Source organism: Thermomonas sp. (assembly GCF_047606765.1).
Classification (GTDB): domain Bacteria; phylum Pseudomonadota; class Gammaproteobacteria; order Xanthomonadales; family Xanthomonadaceae; genus Thermomonas.
Genome location: NZ_JASGED010000006.1, coordinates 1 through 17,193, shown reverse-complemented (window position 1 = coordinate 17,193; position 17,193 = coordinate 1). Strand labels below are relative to the sequence as shown.

At 66.4% G+C, this 17,193-nt stretch carries 16 protein-coding genes; 6 read left to right on the top strand and 10 right to left on the bottom strand.

Annotation, left to right across the window (positions count from 1 at the left end; translation table 11 throughout):
* Positions 1-14 precede the first annotated feature (14 nt).
* Together QM612_RS00505 and QM612_RS00500 are read right to left on the bottom strand one after the other, a co-directional pair.
* Positions 15-2,204 (bottom strand): putative bifunctional diguanylate cyclase/phosphodiesterase, encoded by a 2,190-nt coding sequence (locus QM612_RS00505; protein WP_415251937.1) that lies wholly within the window; start codon positions 2,202-2,204, stop codon positions 15-17.
* An 89-nt stretch (positions 2,205-2,293) separates the two neighbouring features.
* Positions 2,294-3,676 carry an L-serine ammonia-lyase gene (locus QM612_RS00500; protein WP_415251936.1) on the bottom strand — a complete coding sequence of 461 codons (1,383 nt, stop codon included), beginning with the start codon at positions 3,674-3,676 and terminating at the stop codon, positions 2,294-2,296.
* A 69-nt stretch (positions 3,677-3,745) separates the two neighbouring features.
* On the opposite strand from QM612_RS00500, the gene QM612_RS00495 reads away from it, so the two are divergent.
* Positions 3,746-3,979, top strand: a complete 234-nt coding sequence (locus QM612_RS00495; protein WP_415251935.1) for a glutaredoxin family protein — start codon at positions 3,746-3,748, stop codon at positions 3,977-3,979.
* Positions 3,980-4,114: 135 nt separating this feature from the next.
* Here the strand turns inward: QM612_RS00495 and QM612_RS00490 are convergent, their stop codons facing one another.
* Genes QM612_RS00490 through QM612_RS00480 form a run of 3 tightly spaced genes read right to left on the bottom strand, consistent with a single transcriptional unit; the run spans position 4,115 to position 5,827 of the window.
* Positions 4,115-4,675, bottom strand: coding sequence for a YceI family protein (locus QM612_RS00490; protein ID WP_415251934.1), 561 nt, complete (start codon positions 4,673-4,675; stop codon positions 4,115-4,117).
* Complete coding sequence (locus QM612_RS00485) at positions 4,672-5,250, bottom strand: cytochrome b (protein ID WP_415251933.1); 579 nt, start codon at positions 5,248-5,250, stop codon at positions 4,672-4,674. The genes QM612_RS00490 and QM612_RS00485 overlap by 4 nt, the downstream gene beginning before the upstream one ends.
* Complete coding sequence (locus QM612_RS00480; RefSeq protein ID WP_415251964.1) at positions 5,231-5,827, bottom strand: YceI family protein; 597 nt, start codon at positions 5,825-5,827, stop codon at positions 5,231-5,233. Before QM612_RS00480 ends, QM612_RS00485 begins: the two co-directional genes overlap by 20 nt.
* Positions 5,828-5,982: 155 nt before the next feature.
* Between QM612_RS00480 and QM612_RS00475 the strand changes: the two genes are divergently transcribed.
* Positions 5,983-9,507, top strand: coding sequence for an ATP-binding protein (locus tag QM612_RS00475; protein WP_415251932.1), 3,525 nt, complete (start codon positions 5,983-5,985; stop codon positions 9,505-9,507).
* 97 nt (positions 9,508-9,604) lie between these two features.
* Here the strand turns inward: QM612_RS00475 and hemE are convergent, their stop codons facing one another.
* The 4 genes from hemE to QM612_RS00455 all read right to left on the bottom strand — a co-directional run bounded on the left by hemE (position 9,605) and on the right by QM612_RS00455 (position 12,806).
* Positions 9,605-10,678: a uroporphyrinogen decarboxylase gene (hemE, locus tag QM612_RS00470; RefSeq protein WP_415251963.1), complete on the bottom strand. Its 1,074-nt coding sequence runs from the start codon at positions 10,676-10,678 to the stop codon at positions 9,605-9,607.
* A gap of 22 nt (positions 10,679-10,700) precedes the next feature.
* Positions 10,701-10,955: a hypothetical protein gene (locus QM612_RS00465; protein ID WP_415251931.1), complete on the bottom strand. Its 255-nt coding sequence runs from the start codon at positions 10,953-10,955 to the stop codon at positions 10,701-10,703.
* A 223-nt stretch (positions 10,956-11,178) separates the two neighbouring features.
* A complete protein-coding gene (gene aroB, locus QM612_RS00460; protein ID WP_415251930.1) occupies positions 11,179-12,276 on the bottom strand; it encodes a 3-dehydroquinate synthase in 1,098 nt (365 codons plus the stop codon).
* On the bottom strand, positions 12,273-12,806 hold the full coding sequence (locus QM612_RS00455; RefSeq protein WP_415251929.1) for a shikimate kinase: 534 nt from the start codon (positions 12,804-12,806) through the stop codon (positions 12,273-12,275). Before QM612_RS00455 ends, aroB begins: the two co-directional genes overlap by 4 nt.
* Positions 12,807-12,902: 96 nt before the next feature.
* Here QM612_RS00455 and QM612_RS00450 point away from each other — a divergent pair, with 96 nt between their 5' ends.
* The 3 genes from QM612_RS00450 to QM612_RS00440 all read left to right on the top strand — a co-directional run bounded on the left by QM612_RS00450 (position 12,903) and on the right by QM612_RS00440 (position 14,785).
* Entirely contained in the window at positions 12,903-13,106 is a 204-nt protein-coding gene (locus QM612_RS00450; protein ID WP_187571279.1) for a dodecin family protein, read from the top strand.
* On the top strand, positions 13,093-13,737 hold the full coding sequence (gene pdxH, locus QM612_RS00445; RefSeq protein ID WP_415251928.1) for a pyridoxamine 5'-phosphate oxidase: 645 nt from the start codon (positions 13,093-13,095) through the stop codon (positions 13,735-13,737). Before QM612_RS00450 ends, pdxH begins: the two co-directional genes overlap by 14 nt.
* A 259-nt stretch (positions 13,738-13,996) precedes the next feature.
* The gene (locus QM612_RS00440) at positions 13,997-14,785 is read left to right on the top strand and encodes a cobalamin-binding protein (RefSeq protein ID WP_415251927.1); all 789 of its coding nucleotides are present in this window, start codon (positions 13,997-13,999) and stop codon (positions 14,783-14,785) included.
* Positions 14,786-14,828: 43 nt separating this feature from the next.
* On the opposite strand, the gene QM612_RS00435 is transcribed toward QM612_RS00440, so the two are convergent.
* Complete coding sequence (locus QM612_RS00435) at positions 14,829-15,386, bottom strand: Dps family protein (RefSeq protein WP_415251926.1); 558 nt, start codon at positions 15,384-15,386, stop codon at positions 14,829-14,831.
* 100 nt (positions 15,387-15,486) lie between these two features.
* On the opposite strand from QM612_RS00435, the gene hrpA reads away from it, so the two are divergent.
* A partial coding sequence (gene hrpA / locus QM612_RS00430) for an ATP-dependent RNA helicase HrpA (RefSeq protein ID WP_415251925.1) occupies positions 15,487-17,193 on the top strand: 1,707 nt, incomplete at its 3' end.

Here is a 17,193-nt window from a genome sequence, read left to right as displayed (position 1 = left end):
GCCAAGCGAACGCATTACGCCGCGCGGGCGATGCCGAAGAACTCCTCGATCGGGATCGGGCGCTGGAACACGTAGCCCTGCGCATAGTCCACGCCCAGCGCGCGCAGGTGTTCCAGTTGCACATGGGTTTCCGCGTGTTCGGCAACGGCGCGCATGCCCAGCAGATGGGCGATTTCGGTGATCGAACGCACCACGGCTTCCGACAGGTCGGACTGGTCGAGGTTGCGGACGAAGCTGCCGTCGATCTTCAGATAGTCCACATCCAGGTCACGCAGATAGCCGAACGAGCAAAAGCCTGTGCCGAAGTCGTCCAGCGCGAAGCGGCAACCCAGGTCGCGCATGCGCCCGATGAAGCGGCGGGTGCGGTTCATGTCGCGCACCACGCTGGTCTCGGTGATTTCCAGGCACAACTGCTCCGGGCTGAGTGCGCTGCGGTGCAGGCGGCCGGCGAAGTAATCGCCAAACTCCTCGTCCGCCAGCGTGGCCGCGCTCAGGTTGATGTTGCACTGGCCGACTTCACCCGCCGCGTGTGGATGTGCTTCCAGCCAGCCCAGCACGGTATCCAGCACATAGCGATCCAGCCGCGGGCCCAGCCGGTAGCGTTCGGCGGCGGTAATCAATTCCGCTGGCGGACGCAGGTTGCCATCATCGTCGCGCCAGCGCAGCAGCACCTCGAAATGCGCCTGGCGCGCCTGCGGCTGGCGCAGATCGACGATGGGCTGGCACCACAGGTCGAAGCGGCGCTGGTCCAGCGCTTCGCGTGCGGCGATGGCGCTGTGCATCAGTCGCGCCCGCGTGCGCAGGTCATCGGCATTCGGTTCGGTGGCAAACAGGCGGTTGCCGCCGTGTTCCTTGGCTTCGAAGCAGGCCGCGTCCGCCTGCGACAGCAGTTCGTCGAAGGCCATGTGCGGCGGTTGGCTGGTGGCCAGGCCAATGCTGGCAGTGGTGCCCAGGTTCTGTCCCTGCCATGCCACGCGCATGGTTTCGATTTCCGCCAGCAGATTGCGACCACGCATCAGCGCCGCCGAGGTGGATTGCGGCACCAGTACCGAGAACTCGTCGCCACCGCTGCGCGCAATCAGCGCATCGGTGCCGAACTCCGCATGTACCAGCGCCGAGATGTTGCGGATTACCTCGTCGCCGGCGACATGGCTGGCCGAATCGTTGACCAGCTTGAAATGATCGAGGTCAACGTACAGCAGGGTGAGCGGTGATTGCGCGTTGGCGAGCTGGTTGCGCGCCTGATCCTCGAAGGCGTCGCGGTTGAGCAGGCCGGTCAGCGGGTCGCGGGTGGCGCGGACGTGCAGCGCGGTCATCGCGTTGAAGCGTTCCTGATAGGACGCGACCAGCAGCATCGGGATCACCGAGTTCACCGTCAGCGTGCCCATCATCAAGCCGGTATCGCGCATCGATTCGGGCCGGTCGAAGCCACTCAACCCAAGCCCCAGCACCAGGGCCAGGAACACCGTCACCGCCATCGTCGCGGTTGCGGTGAACGCCGGCGGAAAGCGCGCCGCCGACCACAGCAACAGTCCCAGTGGCAGCGTGGCAAGCGCCAGCGGGTACATGCTGCCGTTGCGCATCACCGCAAGCCCGCCGGCCAGCACGCACAACAGGACGGCGAGCCAGGTCGCGCGTTCGCGCATGCCGCCCTCGGCGGGCATGGCGTCGGCCGTCCTGCGATGCTTGCGATAGAACAGGAGCAGCAGTGCCGGTGCCACCGAGGTGATGCCCAGCAGGTCGCCCAGCCACCACTGGATGAGCACGCGCAGCATTTCGTCGGCATGCACCATCCGCGCATACAGCATGCCCAGTGTGCCGATCCCGGCGCTGACCAGTGCCAGTACCAGGCCACCGCGCAACAGCAGCAGGCCGTCGCTCATGCGGAAGCGGATCTGATCGTGGCGGTTTTGCACATAGGCGCCGGCGACCAGCGTGCCGACCGCGTTGCTGGCAATCGAAAACGGCAGGAATTGCGCCGGTACCGGGATGACCAGCAGGTGCAGCAGGAGTTGCGCGATGGCGATGGTGGCCGCGTACTTCAGCCCGTAGCGCAACACCGCCACGTAACCGATGCCGGCGGCGGGCCAGAACAGGGTGACATCCGCCGGGGTGCGCAGATACAGGATCGCGATCACCGCCCCGGCGAAGTACAGCCCGGTCAGCAGTGCCCCCTGCAACACGCTCGCCGGCAAGGCTCGCATGGGGGCAGTCTAGCCCCGCAATCACGCCCGTCGCCATCCTCCTTTGGTGGGAGGCCTGCTGGGAGGCTAATCCCGGCGGACGAGCGGTATCAGCACTCGATGACGTTCACCGCCAGCCCGCCCCGGCTGGTTTCCTTGTACTTGTCCTGCATGTCGCGGCCGGTGTCGCGCATGGTCCGGATGACCTTGTCCAGGCTGACCTTGTGCTTGCCGTCGCCGCGCAGGGCCATGCGGCTGGCGTTGATCGCCTTCACCGCGCCCATCGCGTTGCGTTCGATGCAGGGGATCTGCACCAGCCCGCCGATGGGGTCACAGGTCAATCCAAGGTTGTGTTCCATGCCGATTTCGGCGGCGTTCTCCACCTGTCCCGGCGTGCCGCCCAGTGCCGCCGTGAGTCCGGCTGCGGCCATCGAGCAGGCCACGCCCACCTCGCCCTGGCAGCCCACCTCCGCACCGCTGATGCTGGCGTTTTCCTTGTAGAGGATGCCGACGGCTGCTGCGGTCAGCAGGAAGTCGAACACGCCTTGTTCGTTCGCGCCGGGGCAGAAGCGGTCGTAGTAATGCAGCACTGCCGGGATGATGCCGGCAGCGCCGTTGGTCGGCGCGGTGACCACGCGGCCACCGGCGGCGTTTTCCTCGTTCACTGCGAGTGCGTACAGGTTCACCCAGTCCAGCACGGTCAGCGGGTCGCGCATCGCCGCTTCGGGGCGCGATGAGAGTTCGGCATGCAGCGATGGCGCGCGCCGGGTGACATGCAAGCCACCGGGCAGGGTGCCGCTTTCGCGGATGCCGCGCGTCACGCAGCTTTGCATCGCATGCCACAGCTCGCGCAGGCCGGCGCGGATGTCGGCATCACTGCGCCATGCCTTTTCGTTCTCGAACATCAGCGCGGCAATCGACAGGCCGTTGCGCTCGCATTGCGCCATCAGCTGCTCGCCGGTGTGGAACGGGAAGGCCAGCGGGGTTTCATCGGCGACGATGCGATCCTCCGCAGCCTCATCGGCATTGACCACGAAGCCGCCACCGACCGAGTAATAATCGCGGCTGGCGATTACGCCACCGCCCGCATCGAAGGCGATGAAGCGCATGCCGTTGGTGTGGAAGGGCAGCTTCTGCCGCTTGTTCATCACCAGATCGGTTTTTTCGTTGAAGGCGATCTCACGCGCGCCATGCAGGCGGATGGCCTTCGTGCTGCGGATGCGTTCCAGCGCGGCGGGGATGATGTCGGGGTCGATCCGGTTGGGCCAGTGGCCTTCCAGCCCCATCAGCACCGCCTTGTCGGTGCCGTGGCCGCGCCCGGTCAGCGCCAGCGAACCGAACACCTCGGCGCGCACGCGGGTCACGTCGCCCAGCTTGCCGGTTTCAGCCAGATGGCGCTGGACGAAACGCGCCGCCGCACGCATCGGCCCGACCGTGTGCGAGGAACTCGGCCCGATGCCGATCTTGTACAGGTCGAAGGTGGAAACAGCCATGCGGCGCAGCCAGGCAAGGGAAGGCGATTATTCTAGGGCGGACTGCGGCAAACCGACGGACGCGGGCGTATGGCCCTGATTCTCTACCAGCGTGACAACTGCCACCTCTGCGACCTTGCGCTGGACGCACTGGCGCAGGCACGCGCGCCTGCGTTCGACAGCGTGTTCATCGACGATGATGAAGCGCTGGAGGCACGCTACGGCCTGCGCGTGCCGGTGCTGCGCGACGATGCGCGCGGCGTGGAACTGGATTGGCCGTTTGATGCCGAGAAGCTGCGCGACTTTCTGCACACCGGGCTGTAGATGCGGAGCTTGCTCCGCATGACATGAGTCGTTGTAGATGCGGAGCTTGCTCCGCATGTCGATTTGCCGAGCAAGCTCGGCACCTACTAGCGCACGTTTTTCCATGCCGGGCAAGCTCGGCACCTGCGGCATGCATCACTTCGCAGGCTTGAACTCCACCTTGGTTGCCACCGCGATGGCATTCGGGATGGTGTCCGTATCCGCCCAATCGCCACCGCCCACGTCGAAGTCCAGCCGCTTCACGGTGGCGCTGCCGACCAGCAGCGGGCGTTCGCCCGGTGTCCATGTGAACGTGAGCGTCACCGGCTTGCTGACGCCGCGCAGGGTCAGGCTACCATCGGCGGCGTAGCGGTTTTCGCCCAGCGCGCGGAACGTGGTGGCAACGAAGCGGGCCTGCGCGAACTTCGCCACGTTGAAGAAGTCGTTGCCGACCAGCGTTGAATCGCGTTCGTCATTGCCGGTATGCGTGCCGGCAAGCTGGATATCGACTTCGAGTTTGGCTTCGTCCAGTTTTTCGGGGTCGAAGTGCAGCTTCGCGGTAAAGCCGCCGAACTGGCCGGTGAACAACTCGCCGTCGTACTTGCCGGCAAAGGCCAGCCCGGCGCGCTTGGTCTGCACGTAATCGGTGGCGATGGCAGGCGCAGCGGTCAGCATCGCGGCAAGCACGCTTGCAAAGGCGATGGTGCGGATTTTCATGGGTGCTCCGATGTGGTGGTGCGCGATGCCCTGTATCCCGGCAGCATGCGCTTGAGGGTGTGATCGCGCTGGAACATGTGGTGGTAGAGCGCAGCGCCGGCGTGCGCAGCGACCAGCAACACCAGTAGCCAGAACAGTTGCTCGTGCGCGGCATGCGCGTTTTCGGCAAGTTGTTCGTTTGGGGCAACCAGCTTGGGCACGTCGAACAGGCCGAACCAGCGGAACGGGCGCAGCCCGCTGGCGGAGTCATACATCCAGCCGGACAGCGGCACCAAAAGCGCGACCAGATACAACGCCCAGTGGGTGACCGATGCCACGGCATGCTGCCAGCGTGGCGTGCCGGCCACCGGCGCGGGTGCGCCGGCATACAGGCGCCAGCCCAGCCGAAGCAGCATCAGCACCAGCACGGTGATGCCCATCGACTTGTGCGCGGTATAGACCCAGAAATACTTCGGGGTGCGCGGCAATTCGCCCATCGTCAGCCCGACCACCGCCAGCCCGAAAATCAGCAGCACGATCAGCCAGTGCAGGCACTTGCTGACGCTGCCCCATTGGTCACGGCTGTTCTTCAGCATGCGCGGGCTCCCGGATTGGTGGGCTGGTTTCGGTTGCGTCCTCCTGACGGTACAGCTCGGCTTCGATCCGAAGCACGACGTCGTCGCCCACCAGCGAGCGCCACGATTTCATGCCGTAGTCGCTGCGCTTGAGCGTGGCGCTGGCGGAAAAACCGACGGTGCGGCGGAACGGCGGCAGCGGATAGCGCCCGATCCGGTTGAGTGTCAGTTCCATGCACAGCGGGCGGGTGACGCCGTGCAGGGTCAACCGGCCGCAGGCGCGCCCGTGCTTGCCTTCGGTGCGGCTCACCTCGGTTGCGACGAAGCGTGCCTGCGGGTAGCGTTTCACGTTGAGGAAGCGCGGCGCAAACACCGATGCAGTCCAGCCGGAATCGCCCATGTCCAGCTTGGTCATTGGCACGCTGACATCCAGTTGCGTGCGTTCCCAGTGTTCGGGATCAAAATGCAGGCTGCCTTCGCTGCCGGAAACGGTGCCGATGGCGTTCGAGAACCCGGCATGGTCGATGCTGAACATCACCCGCGTATGCACCGGATCGAACACGTAGCGCGGTGTCGTGGCCGTGCCGTCGCCCGCCATGGTCTGGGTGCAGGCCAGCAGCGCGGGCAGGGTGAACGGCAGCAGGTGGCGGCGGCGAGCGTGCATGGCCGGATTCTATGCGCGCACGGCGTGAATGGCGCGCGCTTGCGCACGCAACGTGGCATTGCGAGCATGGCGGCGGGAGAGGGGGGCGCATGAACGTTCGATTCGCAACGCTGCTGCTGTGGCTGGCCTGCGCCTGCGCGCTGGCGGCGGTGCCCGAGCGCCCGCGTTTTCGCGTGGTCGGCCCGGTGCAGGGCCTGCCTTCAACCGCGATCAAGGCCCTGGCGCACGATGCCGCCGGCTATCTGTGGATCGCCACCGCCGATGGCCTGGCGCGCTACGACGGCGTGGGCATGCGCATCTGGCGGCATGATCCGAATGATCCCGCCAGCCTGCCCGGCAACAACGTGCAGGCATTGCTGGTGGATGCGCAGGATCGCGTGTGGGCGGCGACCGAGGGCGGCGGCGTCAGCATGCTGGATGCGGCGCGCCAGCACTTCGTGCATTACCGCAAGGCCACGCATCCGGAACTGGGCGATGGCGATGTCTGGGCCTTGGCGCGGCAGGGCAATGTGGTGTGGATGGGCGGGTTTGGCGGTGGCCTGGGGCGGATGGATGCCGATGGTCGCCTGCGGCATTTTTCGGTGGACGCGGGCCTGCCTTCGGACACGGTGCTGGCCTTGGCCGTGGATGCCGATGGCCTGCTCTGGGTCGGCACTGACGAAGGATTGGCGCAGCAGGATGCGGAGGGTTTTCGCGCGGTGCCGCTGCCGGGTGCCGAGGGTGCATTGATCGTGTATTCGCTGACGATGCAGGCAGATGGATTGTGGGTCGGCACGTCGCAGGGCGTATGGCGGCATGCGGCGGGGCAGTGGTCGCAGCCGGACTGGTCGCCGATGTTCCATCGTCCCAATGCGATGCTGTCCATCGCCAGCGGCAGCGGCAGTGATTACTGGATCGGCAGCCAGCGCGGGCTGTGGCGGCAACGCGGCAATGATGCGCCGGTGCCGGTTGCGACCGGTGGCCCCGACATTCCGCATGCAATCAGCAGCCTGCAAGTCGAGCGCGGTGGTGCGCTGTGGGTGCCGGTGGCGGGGCGCGGCCTGGGCTATCTGCGTTCCGATTGGCGACAGCTTGCGAAGCTGGACGGCGCGGGCGATGGCCTGCAAGGCGCGGTCTATCGCGCACTTGGGTTGGCGCGCGATGGTGGCGCGTGGTTGGGTGGTTTGAACGGCAGGGTGGAACACCTCGGCCCGATGGGCGTGGTGCGGTCGCTGGATCCTGACGCACTGGAACGATTGCGCACGGTAAAGCCTGCCGCGATTGCCGAAGACCCGGCAGGGCGGCTGTGGATCGGGCATCACATGGGCCTGCTGCGGATCGGCGCAGATGGTGCCATCGACGAATGGACAGCAAGCGATGCGCGGGCACCGGTGCCGGCGGGGCGGGTCGGCTTCGTCGCCATCGCGCCGGATGCAACGCTGTGGCTGGCGGTGGCGGGTGGCGGTGTGCAGCAGCGTGACCCGGCAAGCGGCGCGGTGTTGCGCGATCTGCCCGCAGGCGAACAATCCGGCTTGGGCGATGCCGATATCGATGCGATGGTGCTCGCGCCAGATGGTGCGCCGTGGATCGCTGGCAGCGGTGGCGTGTTGCGCTTCGATGCCAAGGCAGGCCGTTTCGTGCAACTCAGCGCAGCGGGCAGCGCGGCTGCGCATGCGCTGGCCTTCGATGGTGCGGACACATTCTGGCTGCAGCGCCTGTCGGGGCTGGAGCAGTACCAGCGCATGGGCAACGGCTGGCGGCTGGCACAGCGCGTCGATGCAAACCACGGCATGCCGGCGGTGGCGGCTGCTGCATTGATCGTCGATGCGCGGCATCGCGTCTGGGTCACCACCTCGCGCGGCTTGTATCGATGGGAACCGCAGCGCCGCAACCTGCGCCACGTCGGCATGCAGGACGGCAGCAGCAGCGAGGAGTTCATCGATCGCGCGGCGTTGTTGCGGCCCGACGGCGCGTTGCTGGCGGCGACCGCCGATGGCGGTCTGTTATTGGTCGATACCAATGCGCCGGAACCGAAGCCGCTGCGCCCAACGCTGCGCATCGACGGCATTGCCGTGCGCCGAGATGGTCAGTGGCACGAGTTGCCGATGACCAGCGCCGCCACGCTTGCGCGCGATGATCGCGAGTTGCGCATCCGCGCGCGCCTGCTGGTATTCGACGATCCCGCCGGCAATCGCTACTGGTCACGGCTCGACGGCTTCGACAAGGAGTGGGTCGCGCTGGGCGACAGTGGCGAGCGCGTGTTCACCGGCTTGGCACCGGGCCGCTACACGCTGCGCATGCGCGCACAGGATGCCGCCGGCAATGCCGCTGCCGAGCAGGTGATGACCTTCGCGGTGCCGCCGCCGTGGTGGCGCAGCGCCTGGGCGCGCGTGGGCTTCGTGCTGCTGGGCGCATGCGCACTTGCACTTTTGGCATGGCTGTACCGGCAGCGGTTGAAGCGCCGCCATGCGTGGCAACTGGCGGAGCAGAAACGGCAGCTTGCCGAACAAGCCTCGGAAGCCAAGTCGCGCTTCCTTGCCACGCTGGGCCATGAAGTGCGCACGCCGATGACCGGCGTGCTGGGCATGAGTGAACTGCTGCAGGCAAGCAAACTTGATGCGCGCCAGCGCAGCCATGTCGATGCCATCCGCCGCGCCGGTGAACACCTGCTGCGGCTGGTCAATGACGCGCTGGATCTGGCCCGCATCGAGGCCGGCAAGCTACAACTTTCGAATGCGGATTTCGCCCTGAAACCGCTGCTGGACGAAGTGGCCGGGTTGATGGCGCCGGTCGCTGAACGCAAGGGCCTGGCCTTTGTCGATGCGCTGGCGGCGGATGCGCCGCATGCGCTGCACGGCGACCGCACCCGCCTCGAACAGATCCTGCTGAACCTGCTGGGCAACGCGATCAAGTTCACCGAAACCGGCCACGTCGCGCTGGAAACATTTGCATTGCAGCCACAGGGCGTGCGCTTCGTGGTGACCGACACTGGCCCCGGTCTCAGCGAGGAACAGCGCAGCCGCCTGTTCCGCCGCTTCGAACAGGCCGATGGCGCGCGTACCGCTGCACGCTATGGTGGCAGCGGGCTGGGCCTTGCGATCAGCCAGGAGCTTGCCGCCGCGATGGGCGGGCGCATCGCGGTGGAAAGCGAACCGGGCAAGGGCACGCGCTTCATCGTCGAGCTGCCGCTGCCGCATGCGGTGTTGTCGCGGGTGGAGAACATGGTCACGGCTTCGACCGACGCGGCATCGCGCACATTGCATCTGTTGCTGGTCGAGGACGATGCCATCGTCGCGCAGGTCATCACCGGCTTGCTGCAGGCGCAGGGCCATGCGGTGACGCATGCTGCGCATGGATTGGCCGCACTGGCGGAAACGGCATCGCATGCCTTCGATGCCGCGCTGCTAGACCTCGACCTGCCGGGCATGGATGGGCTGGCACTGGCGCGCATGCTGCGCGCGCAGGGCGTGGCGATGCCGCTGCTGGCCGTGACCGCGCGCTCCGATCGCGATGCCGAAGCACAGGCGATGGATGCCGGTTTCGACGGCTTCCTGCGCAAGCCGGTGACCGGCGCAATGCTGGTGGAGGCGCTGGAGGCGCTCATTGGTGGAGCAAGCTCCACCGCTACAGACTGATGCGGTCGAGGATCGTGTAGGTGCCGAGCTTGCTCGGCACATTTTCGACACGCCATGCGGAGCAAGCTCCGCATCTACAGGTTGCGCGTGGCAACAATCAACGCGCGCTGTACCGATGCACCTCATCCACCAGCGCGGCGACGTGTTCGGGGTTCATGTCCGGCGACAGGCCGTGGCCAAGGTTGAAGACGTGGCCCTCGCGCGAACCGCCGTTGCCGTCGCGATAGCTGTCCAGCGTCGCCTGCACCTGCGCGCGGATCGCGTCCGGGTTGCCGTACAACATTGCAGGATCAAGATTGCCCTGCAGCGCCACGCGACCATTTGCGCGGCGTGCGGCGTCTTCCAGCGTCACCGTCCAGTCCACGCCGATGGCATCCGCGCCGCTGGCGAACAGGTCATCCAGATAAGGCGCGTTGCCCTTGCCGAACAGGATCACCGGCACATCGTTGCGCTTCAGTTCGCGGGCGATGCGGGTGAGATAGGGCAGCGAAAACGCGCGGTACATCGCAGGCGACAGCACGCCGCCCCAGGTGTCGAACACCTGCAAGGCCTGTGCGCCCGCCGCGCGCTGCGCGGACAGGTAGGCGATGACGGCATCGGTGACCACTTCAAGCAGGCGGTGCATCGCCGCCGGGTCGTTCAGCGCCAGTGCCTTCACCTTGCCGAAGTTGTCGCTGCCGCCGCCTTCCACCATGTAGCAGGCCAGCGTCCACGGGCTGCCGGAAAAACCGATCAGCGGAATGGCCGGATCCAGCTCGCGGCGGATCGTGCGCACCGCGTCGCACACGTACCGCAGCTCGGTTTCCATGTCCGGCACTGCAAGGTTTGCGATGGCGGCGGCATCACGCACCGGGCGCTCGAACTTCGGGCCTTCGCCTTCGACGAAATACAGGCCAAGCCCCATCGCGTCCGGCACGGTGAGGATGTCGGAAAAGAGAATCGCGGCGTCCAGCGGGAAGCGGCGCAGCGGTTGCAGGGTGACTTCGCAGGCCAGCTCCGGGTTCTTCGCCATCGCCAGGAAGCTGCCGGCAGCGGCGCGGGTGGCGCGGTATTCCGGCAGGTAGCGGCCGGCCTGCCGCATCAGCCAGACCGGCGTGGCGTCCACGGTTTCGCGGCGCAGGGCGCGCAGGAAGCGGCTGTTGAAAGCGGGGTGGTTGGACGCGGAGTTGATCGATTGAGTCACGGGAAATCCGTCAGCGGGGCGCATCTGCACCTTGGGCAAAGACCAGCTGGAAGCCGCGCTTGATCTGCTGGTCGCGGGCCGCTTCCAGCGCGGTGATCGCGCTGTTCTGGTCGGCGTAGAGTTCCTTGCGCAGGCTGCTGCGCCCGCCGATCTGCCCGGTTTCGCGCAGCAGCGTCCAGCCGCCCAGCAGGTCGGGCTGGAGCTGGAGCTGGACGAAGCGCGGGGCTTCGTGGCCGTCGGGGCGTTGTTGCAGCAAAAGGCGCATGCGCGAAATTGTACGGTGTTCAAGCCTCTCTCCCTACGGAGAGGGGTTAGGGTGAGGGTTCGGCGCAGGACGAATCCGGTCGATGCCCGAACCCTCATCCGGCGCTGCGCGCCACCTCGCTCCGCGCCCCGGCCCTGCGCGTGGCGCGCAGGGCGCTCGGACGAGCGTGCGCCAATGACGCGCGAGCAGCCCGTCCTCGCCCCGAGGGGAGAAGGGAAAGGCATTACGCCTCGTGCAACACATCCAGCACTTTCGCCTCGTCCACATCGGCGACCACGCGCGCGCGGCCTGCGCTCTCCCACAGCACGAAGCGCAGCCCGCTGGCCTGTGCTTTCTTGTCCAGCCGCATCCGCGCCACCAGCGCCTCCGGCGACAGCCCGGCAGGCACGTCCACCGGCAGGCCATAGCGCAGCAGCAGCGTGCGCAGGGCTTCGGCATCCTCCCGTGATGCCATCCCCAGCGCAGCCGAAAGCCGCGCCGCCAGCACCATGCCCACCGCCACTGCCTCGCCGTGATTCAGGCCATCGCCGTAGCCTTGCTCAGCCTCAATGGCATGGCCGAAGGTGTGGCCGAAATTGAGCAGGGCGCGCTCGCCGCGTTCGAATGGGTCGCGCTGCGTGATCGCCGCCTTGTGCGCGCAACTGCGGGCGATGGCGCGGGCCAGCAGCACGTCGTCGCCGGCCAGCAGGCCGTCTGCATTTGCGTCCAGCCAGTTGAGGAAATCGGCATCGATGATCGCGCCGTACTTGATGACTTCCGCCAACCCCGCGCGCAGTTCGCGCGGCGGCAGGGTGCGCAGCGCGGAGGTGTCGGCAATCACCGCGCGCGGCGGATGAAAGGCGCCGACAAGGTTTTTGCCCTGTGGAATATCGACCGCGGTCTTGCCGCCGACCGAGGAATCCACCATCGCAAGCAAGGTGGTCGGCAGTTGCACGCAGTCGATGCCGCGCATCCAGCAGGCGGCGGCGAAGCCGGCCATGTCGCCGATCACGCCACCGCCCAGCGCGATCACGGTGGCGTCGCGGGTTGCGCCGAGTTCGGCCAGCGCTTCGATGACGGTGCCGAAGTTGCCCAGGGTTTTTTCTGCTTCGCCCGCGCCGATCACATGCCGCCCGATGCGCAGTTGCGGCTTTTCGGCGCGCAGTGCGGCCTCGACCCGATGCAGGTACAGCGGTGCGACATTGGCATCGCTGACGATCAGCGCATGCCGGCCCCGCAGCGGCGCGGCCAGCAGCGCGCCGTCCTTCAGCAGGCCGGGGCCGATGTGGATGGCATAGGGTGCGGCACCGCTGACTTCGACCGTATGCAGCGAATCGCTCATGGATGTGTTGCCTCGTCGGATGCAAGCAGGCCGGCCAGCGCCGCGACCGCGGCCTCCGGCATCAGGTATGCGGTGTCAAACAGGAGATGCGCCGCCTCGCGGTACAGCGGTTCACGGATGGCCTGCAACGCGGCCAGTTTCTGCGCGCGGTCGCCGTCTTGCAGCAGCGGGCGGGTGGTATCAAAGGCCAGCCGCGCAAGTTGGGTATCCGCATCGACATGCAGATACACCACGGTGCCGGCAGCGCGCATCGCATTGCGGTTGGCCTGCGCCAGCACCGCGCCGCCGCCGGTGGCGATGACGGCAGGCGCATCGGCCAGGGCTTCGGCCAGCGCGCGGGATTCACGAATGCGGAAACCGGCCTCGCCTTCGTCCGCAAAAATCCTGGCGATGCTGCAACCGGCATCCGCCACGATCCGTGCATCCAGATCGACGAAACCCAGCTCCAGCCGCGCGGCCAGCGCCGGGCCGAGCGTGCTCTTGCCCGAGCCCATGGGGCCGATCAACACGATGTGCCTGCGGTTGCGCATCGCAACATGCTAGCAGCCGTTGCGCGACCTTAACCGGCGCGGCGCGAAGCTGGTCATTCCGGCCACTTCGCGCCGGATCACCAGGAGGAATACGCCATGTCCGTCGCCAAGGTCATCGAACTCAACGCTTCGTCGAAAACCAGCATGGAAGACGCCGTGAAGCACGGCCTGAAGAAGTGCGCAGAATCGGTCAAGAACATCAAGGGCGCGTGGGTCAACGAAATCAAGGTGGTCACCGACGACGCCGGCAACGTGCAGGAATGGCGGGTCAACCTGCGGGTCAGCTTTGTGGTGGAGTGATGCGCGTGCGCCTCATGCGCGCGACAATGCGCGCATGAGCACGCTGCCTGACGAGATCCTTGCCACATTCGATGCCCTGTTCGCCGAGGCGCAAGCCGCCGGCGAGCCGGACTCCACCGCGATGACGCTGGCCACGGCCAGTGCCGATGGGCGTCCGTCGGCGCGCACCGTGCTGCTGAAATCGCTGGATGCGCGCGGCTTCGTGTTCTACACCCACATGGACGGGCGCAAGGGCCGCGAGTTGCAGGCCAATCCGCAGGCCGCGCTGCTGTTCCACTGGCCGCGCGTGCGTGATGGCGTGCAAGTGCGCGTCGAAGGTGCGGTCGAAATCGTGCCTGACGCTGAAGCCGACGCCTATTTCGCCAGCCGTCCGCGCGGCAGCCAGATCGGTGCATGGGCGTCGATCCAGTCTGAACCGCTTGATGCACGCGAGACGTTCGAGGCACGCATCGCAAACTACGAACGCGAGTTCGAAGGGCGCGACGTACCACGCCCGCCGCGCTGGACAGGCTTGCGCGTGCTGCCGCGTGCGGTGGAGTTCTGGTACGGCGCGCAGTTCCGCCTGCATGAGCGCTGGCTGCACGCATGCGATGCAAACGGCACGTGGTCGAAGCGGATGTTGTACCCCTAGGGAAGCTCTGAACAACTCTCGAAACGTCATCCCGGCGAAAGCCGGGATCCAGCTTTTTCAGTGACTTACCAAACAGCTGGATTGGACAAACATTCGTTTGTCAGAAGCGGCCGGCTTTCGCCGGAATGACGGCTTGTTCAGACCTTCCCTGGTCAACGTCATTCCCGCGAAGGCGGGAATCCAAGGACGTTAGCTTTTGCTTTCCTGTCGAATCAAAGTCCATGGATGCCCGCCTTCGCGGGAATGACGAGCAAAGAGAATGAGTGGCCCCCAGCGTATCGTCTGCCTGACCGAAGAACCCACCGAAGTCCTGTACGCGCTGGGCGAGCAGGATCGCATCGTTGGCATCAGCGGCTTCACCGTGCGGCCACCGCAGGCGCGCAGGGAGAAGCCGAAAGTCAGCGCCTTCACCAGCGCGAAGATCGACGAAATCCTGAAGCTACAGCCGGATTTCGTGGTCGGCTTTTCCGACATCCAGGCCGACATCGCCGCCGAACTGGTGCGGCGTGGCGTGGAAGTGTGGATTTCCAACCATCGCAGTGTCGAAGGCATCCTCGACTACGTGCGTCGGGTGGGCGCACTGGTTGGCGCGAGCGAACGCGCAAACACCTATGCCGATGAACTGCGGCGCGGACTGGACGCCATCGAACGCGATGCCGCCACGCTGCCGCGCAGGCCCAAGGTGTATTTCGAGGAATGGGATGAACCGCCGATCACCGGCATCCGCTGGGTGGCCGAGCTGATCCGCATCGCAGGTGGTGACGACATTTTCCCGGAGCGCGCCGCGCAGCCGCTGGCGAAGGCGCGCATCCTCGAAGATGCAGGCGAAGTCATCCGCCGCGCGCCGGACATCATCCTGGGCTCGTGGTGCGGCATGAAGTTTCGCCCGGAAAAAGTGGCCGCGCGCCCCGGCTGGGACGCGATCCCCGCCGTGCGCGAGGGGCAGCTGTTTGAAATCAAGTCGCCGGTGATCCTGCAGCCCGGCCCTGCGGCATTGACCGAAGGCGTGGCGGAAATCGCGCGGATCGTGCGGAACTGGGCCGGCTGAGAAAGCGGGCGACCCGGATGGATCGCCCGCACGCAGGCATCGGTTACTGCAACAGCGAACGCAGCATCCACGCATATTTTTCGTGGATGTTCAGTCGCTGGGTCAGCAGGTCTTCGGTGGGCGCGTCTTCGGCATCGTCGGCTTCGTCCAGCACCTTGCGCGCGGTGCGGCAAACGGCCTCGTTGCCGGCGACCAGTTGCTCCACCATCTGCCGCCAGTCGGCGGTATCGGTCAGGCCCGGCTCTTCCTGGATCGAGGTGAGTTTGGCGAACTCGCCATAGCTGCCGGGTGCGTTGAAACCCAGCGCGCGGATGCGCTCGGCGATCTCGTCCAGCGCCTGCCACTGCTCGGTGTACTGGGTTTCGAACATGGTGTGCAGGGCGTTGAACATCGGCCCGGTGACGTTCCAGTGGAAGTTGTGGGTCTTCAGATACAGGGTGTAGCTGTCGGCGAGGAAGCGCGACAGGCCGGCGGCGATCTTGGCGCGGTCACCAGCGCTGATGCCGATGTCGATGGCGGGCGCGCCATCGGCCTTCGCCTTGGGTGCGGCTGCGGGCTTGGTGGCCTTTTCAGGTTTTGCGGCGGACTTTTTCTTGGCCATGGCAGGCTCCTGTGCAGGTGTTGCGTGGGAGAAACGGTGACAATAACGGGCTTGGGTGTGTGCGGGAAATGAAGATCGAGTGTTGCCTTCCACGATGACCATGGAGTTACCAACCAACAGTCCCGGAAAAGCCCGGCGTGCCATCGATGGCGCGCTGGCGCGTGACCGTGGCCGGCTGCTGGGCCTGTGGTCGAAATGGAACACGAAGCCTGCCGATGCCGCCCTGCGCGATGCCTTCCTGTCGAAATTGCAGGCGTCCATTGCCGAGCGTGAGCGCCGCGCCGCCGCATTGCCAACGGCCACGGTGGATGCATCCCTGCCCATCGCCGCGCATGCGGAGGAAATCGTCGCGCTGATCCGCAAACATCAGGTGGTGGTGATCGCCGGCGAAACCGGCAGCGGCAAGACCACGCAATTGCCCAAGCTGTGCCTGCTGGCCGGACGCGGCGCTGCAGGCATGGTGGGCTGCACCCAGCCGCGCCGGATCGCCGCGCGCTCCGTCGCCCGCCGCGTGGCGGAGGAATTGCAGGTGCCGCTGGGTGGCGCGGTGGGCTATCAGGTGCGCTTCAATGACGCGGTGGGCGAAAGCACTGCGATCAAGTTCATGACCGACGGCATCCTGCTGGCGGAAATTCAGAACGACCGCTGGCTGTCGAAATACGACACCCTCATCATCGACGAAGCGCACGAGCGCAGCCTCAACATCGACTTCCTGCTCGGCTACCTCAAGCAACTGCTGCCAAGGCGGCCCGACCTGAAGCTGGTGGTGACATCGGCCACCATCGATACCGCCCGCTTCGCCGCGCATTTCGGCGGCGCGCCGGTGGTCAGCGTGGAAGGGCGCGGGTATCCGGTCGAGGTGCGTTATCGCTCGCTGGAAGGCGAGGGTGAGGCAGAAGGCGAGCGCACGCTGCTGGACGGCATCGTTGCCGCCTGCGACGAAATCCAGCGGGAAAAGGGCATCGGTGATGTCCTGATCTTCCTGCCCGGCGAACGCGAAATCCGCGACGCGCACCAAGCGCTGGAGAAACGCAAATACCGCCACACCGAAGTGCTGCCGCTGTACGCGCGGCTGTCGGCGAAGGACCAGGATCGCGTGTTCCATCCCGGCCCGCAGCGGCGGATCGTGCTGGCGACCAACGTGGCGGAAACCTCGCTGACGGTGCCGCGCATCCACTACGTGGTCGATCCCGGCGTGGCGCGGGTCAAGCGCTACAGCCCGCGCCAGAAGCTCGACCGCCTGCACATCGAAGACGTTTCGCAGGCCAGCGCCAACCAGCGTGCGGGCCGCTGCGGGCGCATCGCGCCGGGCGTGTGCATCCGCCTGTATGCCGAAGCCGATTTCCTCGCGCGGCCGGCGTTCACCGATCCGGAAATCCGCCGCGCCGCGCTGGCCGGGGTGATCCTGCGCATGCTGGCGCTGGGTTTGGGCGAAATCGAAAAGTTTCCCTTTCTTGAACCGCCCGATTCGCGCGCGATCGCCGATGGCTGGCAGCAGTTGAGCGAGCTTGGGGCTGTCGATGCACAGCGCAAGCTAACCGCCATCGGCAGGACGATGGCGAAGCTGCCGGTGGACGTGAAGCTGGCGCGCATGCTGGTGGCCGCGCAGGCGCACGGCGTGCTGCGCGAGGTGCTGGTGATCGCCAGCTTCCTCGGCATCGCCGACCCGCGCGAACGCCCGGCCGACGCGCGCGCCGCCGCCGATGCCGCGCATGCGCAGTTTGCCGATGGCAAATCGGAGTTCGTCGGCATCCTCAAACTGTGGGAGGCCTACCGCACCGCGCACGAGGACATGACCCAGTCGCAG